Origin of the sequence: Burkholderia sp. Bmkn7, from assembly GCF_041103175.1 — a bacterium.
GTDB classification, from domain to species: Bacteria; Pseudomonadota; Gammaproteobacteria; order Burkholderiales; family Burkholderiaceae; genus Burkholderia; species Burkholderia cepacia.
In genome coordinates, this window is sequence record NZ_JBGCUH010000003.1 from 3,471,682 (window position 1) to 3,489,556 (window position 17,875).

Here is a 17,875-nt window from a genome sequence, read left to right on the forward strand (position 1 = left end):
CACATCAGGCCGGCTGCGCGGCCGCCCCGCTGCCCGACGGCGGCAGGCGCGCGCCGAGCTGTTCGGCGTAGCGTGCCGCCGCATTGCCGCAGACGATGTGGAACGTGTCGAGCGACACCCACGCGACGTCGAGCGCGCCGAGACGATCGCGATCGACCGCCGACGGATCGCGCACGACCACACGCAGGCGCGTGGTCGCGATCGCGTCGAGCGACACGACGTTGGTCGCGCCGCCGAACACCGCGAGCCAGCGCGTCGGCTCCGGATCGAGCGGACCGGCGGCCGCACCCGTGACGGGTTGCGCCGCGGCGGCCGTCGCCGTCGACGCGGCACCGGTCGCGCCGCTGCCGATCGCGGCACGCATCTCGTCGGCGATGATGTCCGCCTCGGGCCCGATGATCACCTGCACGCTGTTGCCGCCGCGCTTGAGCACGCCGCGCGCGCCGATCGACTTCAGTTCCGGCTCCGAGACCTTCTCCGGATCGACGACGGTCAGGCGCAGGCGCGTCGTGCATGCGTCGACGACCGACAGGTTGCCGGCTCCGCCGAGCGCGGCGATGTAGCGCTGCGCGCGCGGCGCGGCAGCCACCGCAGCGGCGCCCGCCGCCGGCGCGACGAAACCGCCCGATGCGTACGATTCGGCGGCCGCGTCGGCCGATGCCGGCTCACGGCCCGGCGTAGCCATGTTGAACTTGCGGATGAAGAAGCGGAACAGCCCGTAATACGCGGCGCCGTACGCGATGCCGAGCGGGATCGCGATCCAGCCCTTCGTCGACAGCCCGTAGTTCAGCACGTAGTCGATCGCGCCCGCCGAGAACGTGAAACCGAGCTTCACGCCGAGGATCTGGCAGATCGCGAGCGACAGCCCCGTCAGCACCGCGTGGATCACGTACAGCACCGGTGCGAGGAACATGAAGCTGAATTCGATCGGCTCGGTCACGCCGGTCAGGAACGACGTGAGCGCCATCGAGAACAGCAGGCCGCCGACCATCGCGCGGCGCTCCTTCGGTGCCTCGTGCAGCATCGCGAGACACGCGGCCGGCAGGCCGAACATCATGATCGGGAAGAAGCCGGCCATGAAGGTGCCCGCGGTCGGGTCGCCCGCGAAGAAGCGGTGCAGGTCGCCGTGCACGATCTCGCCGCCGGCGGGCGGCGTGAAGTTGCCGAACACGAACCACGCGAGCGAGTTGATGATGTGGTGCAGGCCCGTGACGAGCAGCAGGCGGTTCAGGAAGCCGAACACGAACGCACCGATCGCGCCCGCCGTCGTCAGCCACTGGCCGGCCGCGTCGATCGCATGCTGGACCGGCTGCCACACGTACCCGAACGCGATGCCGAGTACCACGCACACCAGCCCCGTGATGATCGGCACGAACCGCTTGCCGCCGAAGAACGCCAGGTAGTCCGGCAGCTTGATGTCCTTGTAGCGGTTGTACAGCAGGCCCGCGACGACACCCGCGATGATCCCGGACAGCACGCCCATGTTCAGCTTGGGATCGATGTCCTTCATGATCGCGGTTTCGATCAGGTAGCCGATCGCGCCCGCGAGTGCCGCCACGCCGTTGTTGTCTTTCGCGAAACCGACCGCCACGCCGATCGCGAACAGCAGCGGCAGGTTGTCGAAGATCGCGCCGCCGGCGTCGGCGATCATCTTGATGTTGAACACGTCAGGCTGGCCGAGTCGCAGCAGGATGCCGGCGACCGGCAATACCGCGATCGGCAGCATCAGTGCCCGGCCCAGGCCCTGTATTTTCAGAAACGGATTCCCGTTCATTCAGTCCTCCAATCCTTGTCTCGTCGTTAAGCGTCGTTAATCGTCGTTGAGCTGACTGCCTTCGTCGTAATACGGGTCGCGAACCTGCCGTCGACGCTCAGTCGAGCGGCCAGACCTCGCGACTTGCTGCCCTTACCGCCTGTGCCGAATCGAGCGCGAGCAGATCCTGCGCGCGCTGACGGCACAACTGGTAATCGAGACGGCGCACACGCGCCTTGATGCCCGGCACCGATACGGGGTCGACCGACAGCTCGGTCACGCCGAGGCCCACCAGGATCGGCACCGCGAGCGGATCGCCGCCGAGCGCGCCGCACACGCCGACCCACTTGCCGTGCTTCGCGGCACCGCGCACCGCGATGTCGATCAGGCGCAGCACGGCCGGATGCAGGCCGTCCGACTGCGCGGCCAGATCGGCCTGGCAGCGGTCCATCGCGAGCGTGTACTGCGTCAGGTCGTTGGTGCCGATCGACAGGAAATCCGCGTGCTGCGCGAGCTGGTCGGCCAGCAGCGCGGCCGACGGCACCTCGATCATCACGCCGACCTCGACCGGCTCGGTGCGGCCCTGGGCGCGCGCGAATTCGTCGATGCGCTTTTTCAGGCGCACGAGCTCGCCCGCGTCGGTCACCATCGGCAGCAGGATGCGCACCGCGCCGAACGGCTTCACCGCGAGCAGGCCCTGCAATTGATCGTCGAGCAGGTCGGGGCGCACCTGCGCGAGACGGATGCCGCGCAGGCCGAGCGCCGGGTTCGGTTCGGGCGGCAGCGTGAGGTAATCGACTTCCTTGTCGGCGCCGACGTCGAGCGTGCGGATGATCGCCGTGCGGCCCTGCAGCGCGTCGACGATCGACTGGTAGCTCTGCTGGTGCTCGACGACCGTCGGCGCGGCCTGGCGATGGATGAACATCAGCTCGGTACGCAGCAGGCCGACCGCGTCGGCGCCGTTGTCGACCGCGGTGTTCGCATCGTCGAGCGTCGCGATGTTCGCGGCGACCTCGATCGCGCGCCCGTCGACGGTGGCGGCCGCAGCCCCCGCCAGTTGCCGGTTCGCCTCGCGCACGCCGTCCAGGCGCTGGCGCTCGTGCCGCGCGCGCTCGACGTCGAGCGCGGTCGGCGCATGTTCGAGCCGGCCCGCGCTCGCATCGACGACGACCTGCGTGCCGTCCGGGATCGCGTACAGCGCATCGCCGACCGCCACCAGCGCCGGAATGCCGAGCTGGCGCGCGATGATCGCCGCGTGCGACGTCGCGCCGCCGCGCGCCATCACGAGCGCGGTCACGCGCTGGCGATCGAGCGACGACAAATCGGAAGGCGTGAATTCCTCGGCCGCGAGCACCGCCTCGTCGGGCAACACACGCGCGGCACCGTTCGTATGACCGAGCGCGCGCAGCACGCGCTTCTCGATGTCGCGCAGGTCGGCCGCGCGTTCGGCGAGCAGCGCGTCGTCGAGCTTCGACAGCGTGTCGATCTGCGTGCGGATCGTCGCGCGCCATGAGAAGCCCGCGCTCTTGCCGAGGCTGATCAGGTCGCGTGCTGAGTCGATCAGCGTCGGGTCTTCCAGCAGCACGCGGTGCACCGCGAAGATGCCCGCTTCGCCGACCGCGCCGCGCGCCGATGCGTGGCGCACCGTTTCGTCGAGTTCGGCGTCGACGGCCTTCAGCGCCTGGTCGAGCTGGCGGCTCTCCGACGCGGGCGTGCCGGCGGCCTGTTCGGGCGGCACGATCTCCGCATCGTCGAGACGCACCAGCGTGCCGACCGCGATGCCGGGTGCCGCGCACACGCCCGCGAGCGTGTTCGGGTCAATGGGTGCGCCGGCGCTGCGCGCAACCGTCTGCGGCGCGGGCGACCTCAGCCGCGCCGGCTTTTCCTCGACTTCGCCGTGTGCTTCGCGCAGCAGCTCGTGCTCGACCGCATCGACGGCCTGCTGTGCGTGCGCGCCTCGGCCGACCAGTTCGACCGTCGCGCCTTCGCCCGCACCGAGGCCGAGCAGGCCGACGACGCTCGCGATCGACGCCTTGCGGCCGTCGAACAGCACGTCGACGGTCGCGTCGAACCCGCGCACGGCTTCGCGCGCCCGCGCGGCCGGCCGTGCGTGCAGGCCACCCGGCTGGGCCAGCACGATTTCACGGCGCACTTCGTGATGCGCCGCTGCGCCGGTTTGTGCCGCCTGCGCAGCCGCTTCGCCCTTGCCGCGCAGCGTGAGCAGCGGCGTCTTGCCGGCCGTCGCGAAGCCGCTGGCACGATCGACGACCTCGAACGCATCCGAGTTCGCGATCGCGATCACCGACACGAGCGAATGCGCGCTGCGCGCCACCGCGTCCTGGTCGAACTCGATCAGCAGTGCGCCCGCCTCGACACGCGCGCCGGCCTCGACGTGCGCGGTGAAGCCCTGCCCGTTCAGCTCGACGGTGTCGATGCCGATGTGCAGCAGCACTTCCGCGCCTTGCGGCGTCGTGATCGTCACCGCGTGGCCGGTGCGCGCGAGATGCGACACGACGCCCGCGCACGGCGCGACGAGCTGGCCCGCGAGCGGGTCGATGCCGATGCCGTCGCCGAACATCCCGCCGGAGAACACCGGATCGGGCACGTCGGCCAGCGCGACGATCGGCCCGGTCAAGGGGCTGAGCAGGACGATCTGATCATGGGTGGAACTCTTCAACTGGGACTCCTCGGCGCGTCTCATCGGCTGTCTCGGCTATCAGTGCGTTTCGGTGACTTTGTTCAGGTGGCGCGGCGTGTCGGGGTTGCGGCCGCGCGCGACGGCGAGATCCGCCGCCATCACGTAGAACGAAAGAATGGCGGCGATCGGGTCGAGCGCCGAATGGGCGGACTGCGCGAGCGGCAAGGTCGCGCCGGGCGTGCCGGCGGGCGCCGCGAGCAGCACCGCCGCGCCGCGTGCGCGCATGTCCTGCGCGAGCTGCAGCAGGCCGGCCTGCTCGGGCCCCGGCGGGGCGAACACGAGCAGCGGATAGTCGCGGTCGATCAGCTCCATCGGGCCGTGACGGACTTCGGCGCTCGAGAACGCCTCGGCCTGGATACCGGAGGTTTCCTTCAGCTTCAGCGCGGCTTCCTGCGCGATCGCGAGGCCCAGGCCGCGGCCGATCACGATCATCCGCTCGACACCCGCCAGCGCGGCGACGGCCTGCGACCAGTCGAGCCGGCCGGCCTGCGCGAGCACGTCGGGCAGGCCGCGCAATGCGGTCATCAGCGCGGCGTCGCGCTGCCAGTACGCGACGATCTGCGCGGACAGCGACAGCATCGCGATATAGCTCTTCGTCGCGGCGACCGACAATTCGGGGCCGGCGAGCAGCGGCAACTGGTGCTCGCACGCGTCGGCGAGCGGCGACGGCAGCACGTTCACGGCGGCGACGGTGCGCGCGCCGGCTTCGCGCAGCGCGGCCATCGTGTTGACGAGATCGGGGCTCTTGCCCGACTGGGAGAAGGCGATCGCGAGCTGGTCCTGCACCTTCAGCGGCGCCTGCTGCAGCGTGGCGACCGACATCGGCAGCGACGCGACCGGCACGCCGAGGCGGCTCATCGTCAGGCTCGCGAAATAGCTCGCGGCGTGATCCGAGCTGCCGCGCGCGACCGTCAGCGCGACGGCCGGCGGGTGATCGAGCAATTGGCCGGCGAGCGCTTCGACGCGCGCGGTGTCGGCGATCTGCGCGGCGACGACCTGGGCGGACTCGCGCGCTTCCTTAAGCATATTCGACAATCGATTCTCCTTCGACGTAGGTCGCGGTGAGGTTCAGGTCGCGATCGAACACCGCGAGGTCGGCCCATGCGCCGCGCTCGAGGCGGCCGCGATCGGCGATGCCGAGGTAGTCGGCCGCATAGCGCGACATCCGGTTCGACACATCGGCGATCGGCAGGCCGAGCGACACGAGGTTGCGCAGCGCCTGGTCCATCGTCAGCGTGCTGCCGGCGAGCGTGCCGTCGGCGAGACGCACGCCGCCGAGGCACTTCGTCACGTGCTGGCTGCCGAGCCGGTATTCGCCGTCGGGCATGCCCGTCGCTGACGTGCTGTCGGTCACGACGTACAGGCGCGGGATCGCGCGCAGCGCCGCACGAATCGCGCCCGGGTGCACGTGCAGCAGATCGGGAATGATTTCCGCGTATTCGGCGTGAGCAAGCGCCGCGCCCACCAGGCCGGGGTTGCGGTGATGCAGCGGCGACATCGCGTTGAACAGGTGCGTGAAGCCGCACGCGCCGTGCTTGAGCGCGGCCACCGCGTCGTCGTAGGTCGCGAGCGAGTGGCCGAGCTGCACGCGCACGCCGCGCGCGGCCATCTCGCCGATGATCTCGATGTGACCGGCGATTTCCGGCGCGAGCGTGACGACGCGGATCGGCGCGATCGACAGGTACTTCAGCACTTCGTCGAGCACGGCCGAGACGGCCGCGTCGGGCTGCGCGCCGAGCTTGCCGGGGTTGATGTACGGGCCTTCGAGGTGCACGCCGAGCACGCGCGCGCCGCCCGGCGTGCGGGTACGCGCGACGCTGCCGAGGTTGCCGACGACTTTCATCAGTTCGTCGCGCGGCGCGGTCATCGTCGTCGCGAGCAGGCTCGTCGTGCCGAATTGCGCGTGCGTGCGGGCGATCGTCTCGATCGCGTCGCCGCCTTCCATCACGTCGGCGCCGCCGCCGCCGTGCACGTGCAGGTCGATGAAGCCGGGCAGGATGTAAGGCGCGTCGTTCTTCGCGGGATCGACGGGCTTGCCGTCGAGTGTCGTGATGCGGCCGTTCTCGCTATCGAGCGAACCCAGAATCCAGCCGTCGGGGGTAAGGATGTTTCCAGTCAGCATGACGTTCTCTTGATGATCTGGTGACGCGGGTATCCGCGTCGTGATTTGCAATTCCGTGTCGTTGCTTCACGGCTGTCGCGCGCGGGCAAGTCTCGCGCGTCAGCGTTTCAGTTCGGCGACGAAGTCGTAGTAGTCGTCGCGGCAATACGTTTCGCTCACTTCGATCGCGCGCTGGTCGGCACCGTAGCCGATCCGCGTGATCACCAGCAGCGCCGAGCCCGGTTTCACCGCCATCCATTTCGCGATCGCGTGGGTCGCGTTCGCCGCGCGAAAGTGCTGCAGCGCGCGCACGACGGTCATCCCGCGCGCGTCGAGGTACTCGTACAGCGACGCACCGAGCGCCTGCGGATCGGGCACCACCGCGGCCGGCAGCGTCGAGTGCTCGACCGCCATCACGATGCCGTCCGCGCGGCGCAGCCGTTCGAGCCGCGCCACCGTCGCGCCGGGGGCGAGGCCGAGATGCGTGATCTCGTCGCGGCTCGCGGCGCGCAGCGTGCGCGACAGCCATACCGAATCGGGCACGAAGCCGCGTTGCTTCATCTTCGCGGTGAAGCCGACGAGACGCGACAGCGGATCGGCGACGCGCGGCGTGATGAAGCTGCCCGCCCCGCGCGCCCGCTTGATCAGCCCCTGCTCGACCAGCAGCGCGAGTGCGCGACGGGCCGTGATCCGCGATACGCCGACCGACACCGACAGCAGCCGCTCCGACGGCAGCGCCTCGCCGGCCCGCCACGCGCCGGCGTGGATCGCGCTCGCCAGGTTGCGGGCGAGCTGCAGATAGAGCGGCGTATCGCTGAGGGGATCGGGCGCCAGTTCGGACCAGCCGGTTTCCATGTGCCTCCGGGTGTCGGACGACGACCTCGGGCCGTCGAAAGTGAGGGCATTATATAACCACCATAATACCAGTCAACGAACTGGTATTAGCGACGCGGAAATCGCCGAAAGCCTTGCCCGGCAAGCGTTTTAGTTGCGAGAAAGCCTTTGTTTACAACGCGATGCGGGATAGGGATTTACCCGGATTGGTATGCAAGGGGACAGTTCAAGCGCCGGATTTGCCGGGTTTGAAGGGGTGGAAACGATACCGGAATAGAACCAGTTCGGCCGACTGGTATGCATCGGCGTGGGGGGGCCGGTACGACGGGGGCACCCCGGCATCAATGGAACTCGCGGCTCGACGTGCGCAGGCCGCCGAGCAGCGGCGTCAGATCCTCGAAATGCTGCGCGATGAGGTGCCTCACGTCGCTCGCGACCTGCCACACGCCGGACACAGCGAGCAGCCGCGAATCGAGGGTTTCGCGGCGCTGCCGCGCGAGCAGCTCGGGCCGGACGATCAGGTTCACGCAGCCGGTTTCGTCCTCGAGCGTCATGAACATCACGCCTTTCGCGGTGCCCGGCATCTGCCGCGCGGTCACGAGCCCGCATGCGCGCGCGAGCCGGCCGTCGGGCCGGTCGTGCAGTTCGGCCGCGGACGACAGCCGCCGCGCGCGCAGCTCGGGCCGCAGCAGCGCGACCGGGTGGCGGTTCAGCGTGAGGCCGGTGGTGTGATAGTCGGCGAGGATGTCGTCGGCTTCCGACGGCGCGCCGAGTGCCGGCTTCTCCGCTTCGTCGATCGGTGCGGTCGCGAGCAGGTCGCGCTCGGGTGCCGCTGCAACCGCTTGCCACAGCGCGTCGCGGCGGTGGCCGGCGAGGGTCGCGAGCGCGTTCGCGGCGGCGAGCGCCTCGAGATCGCGGCGTTCGAGCTGCGCGCGGCGCGCGAGAGTGTCGACGTTGTCGAAGGGGCCCGCCGCGCGTGCGGCTTCAATCCTGCGGACAGCGGCTTCTCCCAGACCGCTCACGAGCGACAGCCCGAGCCGGACGGCCGGCTGTCCGTGCGGAGGCGGCTGGCCGGGCAGCGCTTCGAGCGATGCCTCCCAGCCGCTTTGCGTGACGTCGATCGGCAGGACCTGCACGCCGTGACGCTTCGCGTCCTGCACGAGTTGCGACGGCGGATAGAAACCCATCGGCTGGCTGTTCAGCAATGCGGCGAGGAAGATCGCCGGTTCGTGGCATTTGAGCCAGCTGCTGGCGTAGGCGAGCTTCGCGAAGCTCGCCGCGTGGCTCTCGGGGAAACCGTAATCGCCGAAACCCTTGATCTGCTCGAAGATCTGTTCGGCGAACTCGGGCGGGTAATCGCGCTCGCGCATCCCGTCGACGATCTTGCCGTGATATTGCTCCAGATTGCCCTTGCGCTTCCACGCGGCCATCGCACGACGCAACTGGTCGGCCTCACCGGCCGTGAAGCCGGCCGCGATCATCGCGATCTGCATCACCTGTTCCTGGAAGATCGGCACGCCGTACGTCCGTTCGAGCGCGGGCTTCAGGTCCTCCTTTGGATAACTGACCTTTTCGAGGCCCTGGCGTCGTTTCAGATAGGGGTGCACTGCCCCGCCCTGGATCGGCCCCGGCCGCACGATCGCGACCTCGATCACCAGGTCGTAATAAGTGCGCGGCCGCAGGCGCGGCAGCATCGACATCTGCGCGCGCGATTCGATCTGGAACACGCCGACCGTGTCGGCGCGGCAGATCATGTCGTAGGTTGCGACGTCATCCTTCGGAATGTGCTTCAACGTGAACGGCTTGCCGTCTGCCTTCGGCGGGCCTCGCCATGCGGTGCGCATGTCGAACGCGCGATGCAGCGCCGACAGCATGCCGAGCGCGAGCACGTCGACCTTCATCAGTCCGAGTGCTTCGAGATCGTCCTTGTCCCACTGGATCACGCGCCGCCCGTCCATCGCCGCGTTCTCGACCGGCACGAGCCGCGTGAGCTTGCCGCGGCTGATCACGAAGCCGCCCGAGTGCTGCGACAGATGGCGCGGGAAGTTCAGCAGCCGCGCGGCGAGCCGGGCCCACGCCTGGATGAGCGGCGTCTCGGGATCGAGCCCGGTCGTCGAGAATTGCTGCAGCAGGTCGCGACTGCCGTCGAACCAGCGATGCGCTTTCGCGACGCGATCGACCAGCACCGGATCGACACCGAGCGCCTTGCCGGTCTCGCGCAGCACACCGCGCGGACGATAGGTCGATACGGCGGCCGCCAGTGCGGCGCGATCGTGCCCGTACTTCTCGTAGATATGCTGAATCACTTCTTCCCGGCGCTGATGCTCGAAATCGACGTCGATATCGGGCGGCTCGCCGCGTTCCACGCTGATGAAGCGCTCGAACAGCATCGTGCTCTGATCGGGATCGACCTCGGTAATGCCGAGGCAATAGCAGACCACCGAGTTCGCCGCCGAGCCGCGTCCCTGGCACAGGATGTTCTGGCTGCGCGCGAATTTGACGATGTCGTAGACGGTCAGGAAGAACGGCTCGTAATTCAGTTTCGCGATCAGGGCGAGTTCATGCCGGATCTGCCTGGCGACTTTCTCCGGCACACCATTCCAGTAACGCCGGGCCACACCCGCCCAGGTCTCCTGCTTCAGGTAGCTCGTCGGCGTATGCCCGCGCGGGACGAGTTCGAGCGGGTATTCATACTTCAGGTCGTCGAGGGAGAAATTGCAGCTGTCGAGCATCGTGCACGTCTGCGCGATCTCCTCCGGCGAAAACAGCTTCCCGATCCGCCCGCGCGCACGCAGATGCTGCTCCGCATTCGGCGCGAGCGCATAACCGCATTCCGCGACAGGCATCCCGACACGGATCGCCGTCATCACGTCCTGCAGTTCCTTGCACGAGCGCCGGTGCATCGTCACGTCGCCGAGTGCGACGATGCGCACGCCGCGCCGCTCGCCAGCCGCACGAATCTCCTCGCGCTGCGCACCGTCCAGCGCGCGCTGCAACTGCACGAGCCCGAGCCGTGCACGTTCGCCGAACGTCGCGCGAAACCACGCGACCTGTGCATCGAGCACGTCCGCGCGCACCGGGTACGCGGGCACGAGAATCGCGAAGCAGTCGGGCATGCCGCGCAGGTGTGCGAATGCCTCGGGCGGCCTCGACAGCATGTGCGACGTCAGCGTGTACGTCCCCTTCGGCGCTTCCATCCGCCGCCACGAAATCAGCTCGGACAGGTTGCCGTAGCCTTCCCGATTCTGCGCGAGCAGCACGAGCCCGAACGCGCCGGGGCCCGGATCATGGCCCGGTGCGACTTCATCCGGTGTGACTTCGAAGTACGAACCGATGACGAGCGGCAACCCTTTCGCCTTCGCCGCGACGTGCATGCGCGGTGCACCGGCGAGCGAGCATTCGTCGGTGATCGCGATCCCGCGATAGCCGAGTTCCGCCGCACGCTCGACCAGTTCTTCCGCATGCGACGCGCCATGCAGGAACGAAAAGTTCGAACGGCAGAACAACTCCGCGTAATCGGGCAGCCAGCTGAATTCCGCAACCATGACCGTTCACCCGAACAGGCCGTGCAGGAACCAGCGCGGCTCGGCCTCGCTCGCTGCCCGCTCCTTGAACACCCAGTAGCACGCACCGGTTTCGTCCTGCGCGACGTGGTAATCGCGTGCGGCGAGCTGGCCATCGAACCACCCGGCCTCGATCCGTTCCACCGACGACATCATCCTGAGCGGCGTATGAAATACCGGCCGCTCCCCCCGCATCAACAGCGGCAGCGGCTCGTCCAGCAACCACGCGGGCCTCGGCGGCACGGCCGGCGGCCCGCCGGCCGGCTTGCCGGCCTGCGCATCGAGCGGCAGCCAGCGGTTCGCGGCCTCGGGCCGGTGATCGGCGACGGGTGCCGCGCGCAGCACGTTCTCCGCGCCGAGCCGTGCGACCAGCAGCTCGAACAGCCGCGCGCGCGTCTCTTTCGTGCCGCCCGGCTCGGGGAACAGATCGTCGGCCGGCGGCGCGACCGATTCGACGCGCGTGGCCGTCAGACGCACCGCGATCACCGCGGCCGGCAACTCGACGCGCGCGAGCCGCTCGCCGAGCAGCCGCATGAAGTGCGTCTCGTCGCGCACGGGCGCGGCGAACGCGAGTTCGAGCGGCGTCGGCGGCACGGCCTGGCGGCCGCGCTCGTGCTCGAGATCGAACGTCATCGCGGCCAGCGACAGCTGCCGCGCGGCCAGCCAGCCGCACAGCTGCACGACGAGCCGCCGCGCGGCGAACAGCACGGCTTCCGCGTATTCGACGCGCTCCGGCAATTCGAGCCGCACGTCGAACACCGGCGGCACCGCCATCCATGCGAGCGGCTCGACCGCATCGCCGTACGCGCGATCGAGCGCGGCCAGCAACGCGGGACCGCAGCGGCGCTGCAGCCCCGCACGCGGCAGGTTGCGCAGGTCGGCGAGCGTGCGGCAGCCGAGGCCGTCGAACCAGCCCGCATACGGACGCGCCTCGGGCAGCAGCACGCACGGCAGCCTGTCGAGCGAACGCACGAGCGACACCTGTCCGGCGACGCGGCGCCGGATGCGTGCACGGGCCGACACGCGCGCGAGCAGCCACGCGCCCCGCCCGGTCGGTGCGGCGGACAGGCGCGCCGCATAACCGAGCGCCGCGAGCGTCGCGCGCACCTGTCGGCACAGCGACGGCAGGCCGCCGAACAGGCGCAGGCTCGGGCCGACGTCGACGATCAGCGTGGCTTCGTCGTCGAGCGCGACGCACGGCGAAAAGCGCAGCAACGCGAGCGCGACCGCGCGCAGCGCATCGGCCTCGCGCGCGGAGTCGCGTTCGACGAGCCGCGTGTGCGGCGCGAGCGTGAGCACGCCGCCGCGCTTCATGCCCGCGCGCACGCCCTGCCGGCGCGCGGGTGCATCGGCGATCAGCACGACACCCTGCTCGAGCACCGCGCAGCCTGCTTCGTCCGCTTCGTCTACGCGTTGCGCCGCGCCGTCAGACGGCGGCGGGGCGCACACGTCGAGCGGCAGGCGCGGCAGATGGATGCCGAGCAAGACGCGCATAGCGGCTCTCCACGATGGGCGACGGCAGGTCGAGCACGAGCGGCTCGCCGCGTGCGGGGCCGCGACGCTTGACGATGTCGAGCGACACGCCGCCCGGCACCGGATACAGCGCGACACGCAGCACGGCCGGCGACGGTTGCCGCGCGGCCGACAGCGGACGCAGCATCACGAACAGCGTGTCGCCCATGCGCGCGGCCGCGAGATGCAGGCGCCGCAGCGCATCGGGCCGGGCGTCCTGCCAGAGCAGCAGCGCGCCGCAGCACCCCGTCTTGAGCGCCTGCTCGGCGGCCCACAGCGCATCGGTGCGGCTGCCGGCACGCAGCCACAGCAGTGCGTCGGACGGTACGCCGAGGCTGGCGAGCGCGGTCGCATGCGGCGCTTGAGGCGGCGCGACGAGCGCAAGCGGACGGCGCGCGCTGACGGTGCGGGCGAGCGCGGGTGCGAGCAGCCGCATCTCGCCGCAGCCCGGCTGCGCGGCCAGCAGTTCGACGAGCCCGCCGACCGGCCAGCCGCCGCCCGGCAACTCGGCCGACAGCGGGACGAAGCCGGTATCGATCGTGCGCGGGCCGCCGCGCGCGAGCTGGGAACCGCGCCACAGCGACGGATGAAGGGATTCGGGAGAAATGGAGGATGCGAGCATGACGCCACCCACAACTGTATGGATATACAGTATATGGCAATGCGCTCGCGTCGCACAGCACCGGCGCGAAACCGGTTTTCGTCAGAGGAAAAACGACGGGCAAGCCGGCGCGGTCGTCATGTTACGCCGCACCGGAGCGGGTATGGCCGGACCGTGCCGCCCGAACGCGCGCCACCGCCAACCGGGCCGAATTGGCGACCCGCCGCGCCACCCCAATTCGTCGGGCTGATTCGCCGGGCTGATTCGCCGGGCTGATTCGCCGGGCTGATTCGCCGGGCTGATTCGTCGGGCTGATTCGCCGGGCTGATTCGTCGGGCTGATTCGTCGGGCCGACTTGTCGACCCGACTCGCCGGGCCGACGCGCCACCCCTCACGCGAACCGGCACGATGCAACACCCCGCGCCGCGCCGACCCGCCCACCAGCCGTCAGCCGAGCAGCAGCGCGTCGTCGTCGAGCTGCTCGTGACGCACCTTCTCGAACATCTGCAGCAGGTCCGGCACGTCGAGCCCCTTGCGCGCGTCGCCCGACACGTCGAGCACGACCTGCCCCTGGTGCAGCATCACCGTGCGGTCGCCGTAGTCGAGCGCCTGCCGCATGCTGTGCGTGACCATCATCGTCGTCAGCTTGCTCTCGGCGACGATGCGCGCGGTCAGCTCCAGCACGAACGCGGCCGTCTTCGGGTCGAGCGCGGCCGTATGCTCGTCGAGCAGCAGAATCCGCGACGGCCGCAGCGACGCCATCAACAGGCTCACCGCCTGCCGCTGGCCGCCCGACAGCAGCCCGATCCGGTCGGTCAACCGGTTTTCCAGCCCGAGGTTCAGCAGCCGCAGCTTGTCGCGGAACAGCTCGCGCGACGGCCGGTCGAGCGCCGCGCGAAAGCCGCGCCGCGCGCCGCGCGCCATCGCGAGCGCCATGTTCTCCTCGATCGTCAGCGCCTCGCAGGTGCCGGCCATCGGATCCTGGAACACACGCGCGACGAGGTGCGCGCGGTCCCACGCGGCCTTGCGCGTGACGTCCGTGCCGTCGATCGAGATGCGTCCCGCATCGACGGCCTGGTCCCCGCTGATCGCATTGAGGAAGGTCGATTTGCCGGCGCCGTTCGAGCCGATCACCGCGACGAACTGGCCGTCGGGAATCTCGAGCGACAGCCCGCGCAGCGCGCGCGTCTCGATCGGCGTGCCGGGATTGAACGTCAGTTTCAGGTCTTGTGCGGACAGCATGTCAGGCCCCTCCGTTCTTGCGCGCGAACAGCTTCTTGCGCGTTGCCGGCAGCACCAGCGCGATCGTGACGAGCGCGGCCGTCACGAGGTTCAGGTCCTGCGCCTTCAGCCCGATGAATTCGCTGTTCAGCGCAAGCGCGATGAAGAAGCGGTAGACGATCGCGCCGAGCACGACGGCGAGCGTCGTCAGCACGAGCCGGCGCGCCGGCAGCAGCGTCTCGCCGATGATCACCGCGGCCAGCCCGATCACGATCGTGCCGATCCCCATCGAGATGTCCGCGCCGCCCTGCGTCTGCGCGAACAACGCACCGGCGAGCGCGACGAGCGCGTTCGACAGCGCCATCCCGGCGAGCGTCGCGCGGCCGGTCGCGATGCCCTGCGCGCGCGCCATCCGCGGGTTCGCGCCGGTCGCGCGCATCGCGAGGCCGAGCTGCGACGAGAAGAACCAGTCGAGGCCGAGCTTCGCGACCACGACGACGATCGCGAGCAGCGCGGGGCGCAGCACGTAATCGGGCATCCAGTCGGGCTGCAGCACGGCGAAGACGGTCGGCTCGGTGATGAGCGGCACGTTCGGCCGACCCATGATCCGCAGGTTCACCGAATAGAGCGCGATCATCATCAGGATGCTGGCGAGCAGGTCCATGATCTTCAGGCGCACGTTGAGCCAGCCGGTGATGAAGCCGGCCACCGCGCCCGCGACGATCGCGATGCAGGTCGAGCTGAACGGGTCGTAGCCGGCGGAGATCAGCGTCGCGGCGACGGCGCCGCCGAGCGGAAAGCTGCCGTCGACGGTGAGGTCGGGGAAGTTGAGGATGCGAAACGAGATCAGCACCCCGAGGGCGACGAGGCTGAAGATCAGGCCGATCTCCAGGGCGCCCAGAAACGAGAACAGAGACATGATGGGGAAATCCTGTTGCTTCCCGGCCGGACGTGTACGGCCGGGCGAAGCGAACGGGCGGCCCCGGGTGGGAGCCGCCCGTCCGGCGGTGTCGTTCAGGCCCGGATCGGGCCTGCAGGCGCGGCGCTCGGGCCGCGGCTTACTTGATGACCGTCTTCGCGTCCTTGAGCAGATCGGGCGCGAGCGTCACGCTCTGCTTCGCGGCCGCGCCCGTGTTCGCGAACAGCTCGAGGTTGCTGCTCGTTTCCGACGCGATCGCGCCCGGCTTCTCGCCCTTCAGGATGCGCGCGACGACCTTGCCCGTCTGGCGGCCGAGGTCGCCGTAGTTGATGCCGAGCGCCGCGATGCCGCCGCGCTTCACGCTGTCGGTGTCGCCGGCGACGAGCGGGATCTTCGCTTCGTTCGCGACCTTCACGAGCGCTTCGTACGCGGACACGACGTTGTTGTCGGTGTTCGTGTAGATCACGTCGACCTTGCCGATCAGGCTTTTCGCGGCCGGGCCGATGTCGACGGTACGCGGCGCGGCCGCTTCCTTCAGCGTCATCCCCTGCTTCGCGAGGATGTCCTTCAGCTCCTTCACGACGACGACCGAATTCGCCTCGCCCGGGTTGTAGACCATGCCGACCGTCTTCGCGTTGGGCACGACGCGCTTGATCAGCGCGACCTGGCGATCGAGCGGCAGCTTGTCGGACACGCCCGTCACGTTGGTGCCCGACGGGCCCCAGCCCTTCACGAGCTGCGCGGCGACCGGATCGGTCACGCCCGAATAGACGACCGGCACGCTCTTCGTCGATGCAACCACCGCCTGCGCGGCCGGCGTCGCGATCGCGACGATCACGTCGGGCTGGTCGCCGACGAACTTGCGCGCGATCTGCGCGGCCGTGCCCGTGTTGCCCTGCGCGCTCTGGTATTCCCACTTGAGCTTGTCGTCGCCGTAACCTTCCGCCTTCAGTTCGGCGCGCACGCCGTCGCGGATCGCATCGAGCGCCGGGTGGTCGACGATCGACAGCACCTTGACGGTCTGGGCGTGCGCGGCACCGGCCAGCGCGAGTGCGGCCACGCCGGCCGTGATCGAACGGATCGCGAAAGTCTTGAAACGCTTCATGGGTGTGTCTCCCCCGTATTGTGTCGGTTCTGGATGATGGATTCCCGCCGCCGTCGTGCGGGCGCCGCCACGCGTGCGACGCGGTGGCGGCCGGCCCGTGCGCGCCCCGGGAAGGCGCGCAGCGGCGAACGCACGAGGATACCATTTCCGCAGACCACCGCCTGACTCCCGGCTTTCTTGAAGAGGCCGGGTCGCGGCGCCCGCCGGGGCGCCGCGACCGCGCGCGAAGCCCGGCCGGCGGCGGTTTCGGCCGCCCCGGCGCAACGCGTCAGCCGTGCTCGCGGCTTTACGTTATGCTGTCGGCCGACCCAGTCCACGCCATCGGAGGCGACATGAAACGGGGGATCCGAGCCATCGCATTCGCGGCTGTCGCGCTGGTGTTGCCGGGAGCGGCGTTCGCGCTGACCGACGGCAGCGCGCAATACGACGACTGCATGCTCAATGCGCTGCGCGAGAGCCGCAACGGTGCGGCGGCCCAGTTGATCCAGCGCTCGTGCGACGCGCTGTACCGCAACAACGCGATGCTGCTGCCGCGCGAGCGGCGCTTTCACGAGTGCGTCGTGCAGTCGCTGCCGGGCGTACGCGACAACTATGCGATCCAGCAGATCATGTCGATCTGCTCGCGGCGCGGCGAGATGTGAGACGGCGCCGAACGCGGCATCCCGCGGCCCCCCGACCGGCCGCGCCAATGAAAAAGGGCCTGCGCGATGCAGGCCCTTTCGTTCAGCGGTCCGGCCGGTGTGCTGCGTTCAGAACGACGCGACCATCGAGCCCTTGAACTGCTTCTTGATGAATTCGCGCACTTCCGGCGACTGGTACGCCTTGACCAGCTTCTTCACCCACGGCTGGTCCTTGTCCTTCGCGCGCACGGCGATCAGGTTCGCGTACGGGCTCGTCAGCGATTCGAGCGCGATCGCGTCCTTGGTCGGCTGCAGGTTCGCGGCGAGCGCGTAGTTCGTGTTGATCACGGCCGCGTCGACGTCCGACAGCACGCGCGGCAGTTGCGCGGCGTCGAGTTCGGAGATCTTCAGCTTCTTCGGGTTCTCGGCGATGTCGAGCACCGTCGCGTTGTTGCCGCCCGTGCCGGCGCCCGCCTTCAGCTTGATCACGCCTTGCGTCTGCAGCAGCAGCAGCGCGCGGTTCTCGTTCGACGGATCGTTCGGCACCGCGAGCTTCGCGCCTTGCGGCAGGTCCTTCAGCGTCTTGAACTTCTTCGAGTACACGCCGATCGGCGAGATGTAGGTCAGGCCCGCGCTGACGATCTTGTAGCCGCGCTGCTTCACCTGGCTGTCGAGGTAGGGCTGGTGCTGGAAGCTGTTCGCGTCGAGGTCGCCCGAATCGAGCGCCGCGTTCGGCTGCACATAGTCGTTGAACTCGATGACCTTCACGTTCAGGCCTTCCTTCTCCTTCGCGACCTTCTGCACGAGCTGCCACACTTCCGCATCCGGGCCGGCCACCGTGCCGACCTTGATCACCTTGTCTTCGGCGTGCGCGCCTGCCGACAGCGTCAGCGCTGCGCCGGTGGCCAGCACGGAAAATACCTTCAGGAGACTGCGACGCTTCATCTG

The 17,875-nt window shown here is 69.4% G+C and carries 13 protein-coding genes; 1 reads left to right on the top strand and 12 read right to left on the bottom strand.

The genetic code is table 11. The annotated features are described in order from the left end of the window. Positions 1 to 4 precede the first annotated feature (4 nt). The 11 genes from nagE to AB3K92_RS37810 form a co-directional block, all read right to left on the bottom strand. The gene (gene nagE, locus AB3K92_RS37760; RefSeq protein ID WP_021161277.1) at positions 5 to 1,774 is read right to left on the bottom strand and encodes an N-acetylglucosamine-specific PTS transporter subunit IIBC; all 1,770 of its coding nucleotides are present in this window, start codon (positions 1,772 to 1,774) and stop codon (positions 5 to 7) included. Between the two features lie 97 nt (positions 1,775 to 1,871). Then, positions 1,872 to 4,454: a phosphoenolpyruvate--protein phosphotransferase gene (gene ptsP / locus AB3K92_RS37765; protein ID WP_369466809.1), complete on the bottom strand. Its 2,583-nt coding sequence runs from the start codon at positions 4,452 to 4,454 to the stop codon at positions 1,872 to 1,874. Between the two features lie 15 nt (positions 4,455 to 4,469). Then, positions 4,470 to 5,477 (bottom strand): SIS domain-containing protein, encoded by a 1,008-nt coding sequence (locus AB3K92_RS37770; protein WP_048025680.1) that lies wholly within the window; start codon positions 5,475 to 5,477, stop codon positions 4,470 to 4,472. Then, complete coding sequence (gene nagA / locus AB3K92_RS37775) at positions 5,470 to 6,573, bottom strand: N-acetylglucosamine-6-phosphate deacetylase (protein ID WP_021160063.1); 1,104 nt, start codon at positions 6,571 to 6,573, stop codon at positions 5,470 to 5,472. The genes AB3K92_RS37770 and nagA overlap by 8 nt, the downstream gene beginning before the upstream one ends. A gap of 99 nt (positions 6,574 to 6,672) precedes the next feature. Further along, entirely contained in the window at positions 6,673 to 7,407 is a 735-nt protein-coding gene (locus AB3K92_RS37780; RefSeq protein ID WP_027789079.1) for a GntR family transcriptional regulator, read from the bottom strand. A 320-nt stretch (positions 7,408 to 7,727) separates the two neighbouring features. Beyond that, complete coding sequence (locus tag AB3K92_RS37785) at positions 7,728 to 10,931, bottom strand: error-prone DNA polymerase (protein WP_369466810.1); 3,204 nt, start codon at positions 10,929 to 10,931, stop codon at positions 7,728 to 7,730. Positions 10,932 to 10,937: 6 nt separating this feature from the next. Next, positions 10,938 to 12,443, bottom strand: coding sequence for a DNA polymerase Y family protein (locus AB3K92_RS37790; protein WP_059498609.1), 1,506 nt, complete (start codon positions 12,441 to 12,443; stop codon positions 10,938 to 10,940). After that, positions 12,376 to 13,083, bottom strand: a complete 708-nt coding sequence (gene imuA / locus AB3K92_RS37795) for a translesion DNA synthesis-associated protein ImuA (protein ID WP_059498610.1) — start codon at positions 13,081 to 13,083, stop codon at positions 12,376 to 12,378. Before imuA ends, AB3K92_RS37790 begins: the two co-directional genes overlap by 68 nt. Positions 13,084 to 13,509: 426 nt before the next feature. Then, on the bottom strand, positions 13,510 to 14,304 hold the full coding sequence (locus AB3K92_RS37800; RefSeq protein ID WP_021163153.1) for an ABC transporter ATP-binding protein: 795 nt from the start codon (positions 14,302 to 14,304) through the stop codon (positions 13,510 to 13,512). A 1-nt stretch (position 14,305) separates the two neighbouring features. Continuing rightward, the gene (locus AB3K92_RS37805) at positions 14,306 to 15,202 is read right to left on the bottom strand and encodes an ABC transporter permease (protein ID WP_059498611.1); all 897 of its coding nucleotides are present in this window, start codon (positions 15,200 to 15,202) and stop codon (positions 14,306 to 14,308) included. Positions 15,203 to 15,341: 139 nt separating this feature from the next. Further along, entirely contained in the window at positions 15,342 to 16,307 is a 966-nt protein-coding gene (locus AB3K92_RS37810; RefSeq protein ID WP_369466811.1) for an ABC transporter substrate-binding protein, read from the bottom strand. Between the two features lie 332 nt (positions 16,308 to 16,639). On the opposite strand from AB3K92_RS37810, the gene AB3K92_RS37815 reads away from it, so the two are divergent. Then, on the top strand, positions 16,640 to 16,948 hold the full coding sequence (locus tag AB3K92_RS37815; protein ID WP_048025687.1) for a VF_A0006 family four-cysteine protein: 309 nt from the start codon (positions 16,640 to 16,642) through the stop codon (positions 16,946 to 16,948). Positions 16,949 to 17,056: 108 nt separating this feature from the next. On the opposite strand, the gene AB3K92_RS37820 is transcribed toward AB3K92_RS37815, so the two are convergent. Then, complete coding sequence (locus AB3K92_RS37820; protein WP_048025688.1) at positions 17,057 to 17,872, bottom strand: MetQ/NlpA family ABC transporter substrate-binding protein; 816 nt, start codon at positions 17,870 to 17,872, stop codon at positions 17,057 to 17,059. Positions 17,873 to 17,875: the final 3 nt, after the last annotated feature.

What these genes read in the sequence shown, in the direction of transcription:
- AB3K92_RS37780 (WP_027789079.1), bottom strand. Translation starts at nt 7,407, where the DNA reads ATGGAAACCGGCTGGTCCGAACTGGCGCCCGATCCCCTCAGCGATACG.
- AB3K92_RS37820 (WP_048025688.1), bottom strand. Translation starts at nt 17,872, where the DNA reads ATGAAGCGTCGCAGTCTCCTGAAGGTATTTTCCGTGCTGGCCACCGGC.
- AB3K92_RS37815 (WP_048025687.1), top strand. Translation starts at nt 16,640, where the DNA reads ATGAAACGGGGGATCCGAGCCATCGCATTCGCGGCTGTCGCGCTGGTG.
- AB3K92_RS37810 (WP_369466811.1), bottom strand. Translation starts at nt 16,307, where the DNA reads ATGAAGCGTTTCAAGACTTTCGCGATCCGTTCGATCACGGCCGGCGTG.
- AB3K92_RS37790 (WP_059498609.1), bottom strand. Translation starts at nt 12,443, where the DNA reads ATGCGCGTCTTGCTCGGCATCCATCTGCCGCGCCTGCCGCTCGACGTG.
- nagA (WP_021160063.1), bottom strand. Translation starts at nt 6,573, where the DNA reads ATGCTGACTGGAAACATCCTTACCCCCGACGGCTGGATTCTGGGTTCG.
- ptsP (WP_369466809.1), bottom strand. Translation starts at nt 4,454, where the DNA reads ATGAGACGCGCCGAGGAGTCCCAGTTGAAGAGTTCCACCCATGATCAG.
- imuA (WP_059498610.1), bottom strand. Translation starts at nt 13,083, where the DNA reads ATGCTCGCATCCTCCATTTCTCCCGAATCCCTTCATCCGTCGCTGTGG.
- AB3K92_RS37805 (WP_059498611.1), bottom strand. Translation starts at nt 15,202, where the DNA reads ATGTCTCTGTTCTCGTTTCTGGGCGCCCTGGAGATCGGCCTGATCTTC.
- nagE (WP_021161277.1), bottom strand. Translation starts at nt 1,774, where the DNA reads ATGAACGGGAATCCGTTTCTGAAAATACAGGGCCTGGGCCGGGCACTG.
- AB3K92_RS37800 (WP_021163153.1), bottom strand. Translation starts at nt 14,304, where the DNA reads ATGCTGTCCGCACAAGACCTGAAACTGACGTTCAATCCCGGCACGCCG.
- AB3K92_RS37785 (WP_369466810.1), bottom strand. Translation starts at nt 10,931, where the DNA reads ATGGTTGCGGAATTCAGCTGGCTGCCCGATTACGCGGAGTTGTTCTGC.
- AB3K92_RS37770 (WP_048025680.1), bottom strand. Translation starts at nt 5,477, where the DNA reads ATGCTTAAGGAAGCGCGCGAGTCCGCCCAGGTCGTCGCCGCGCAGATC.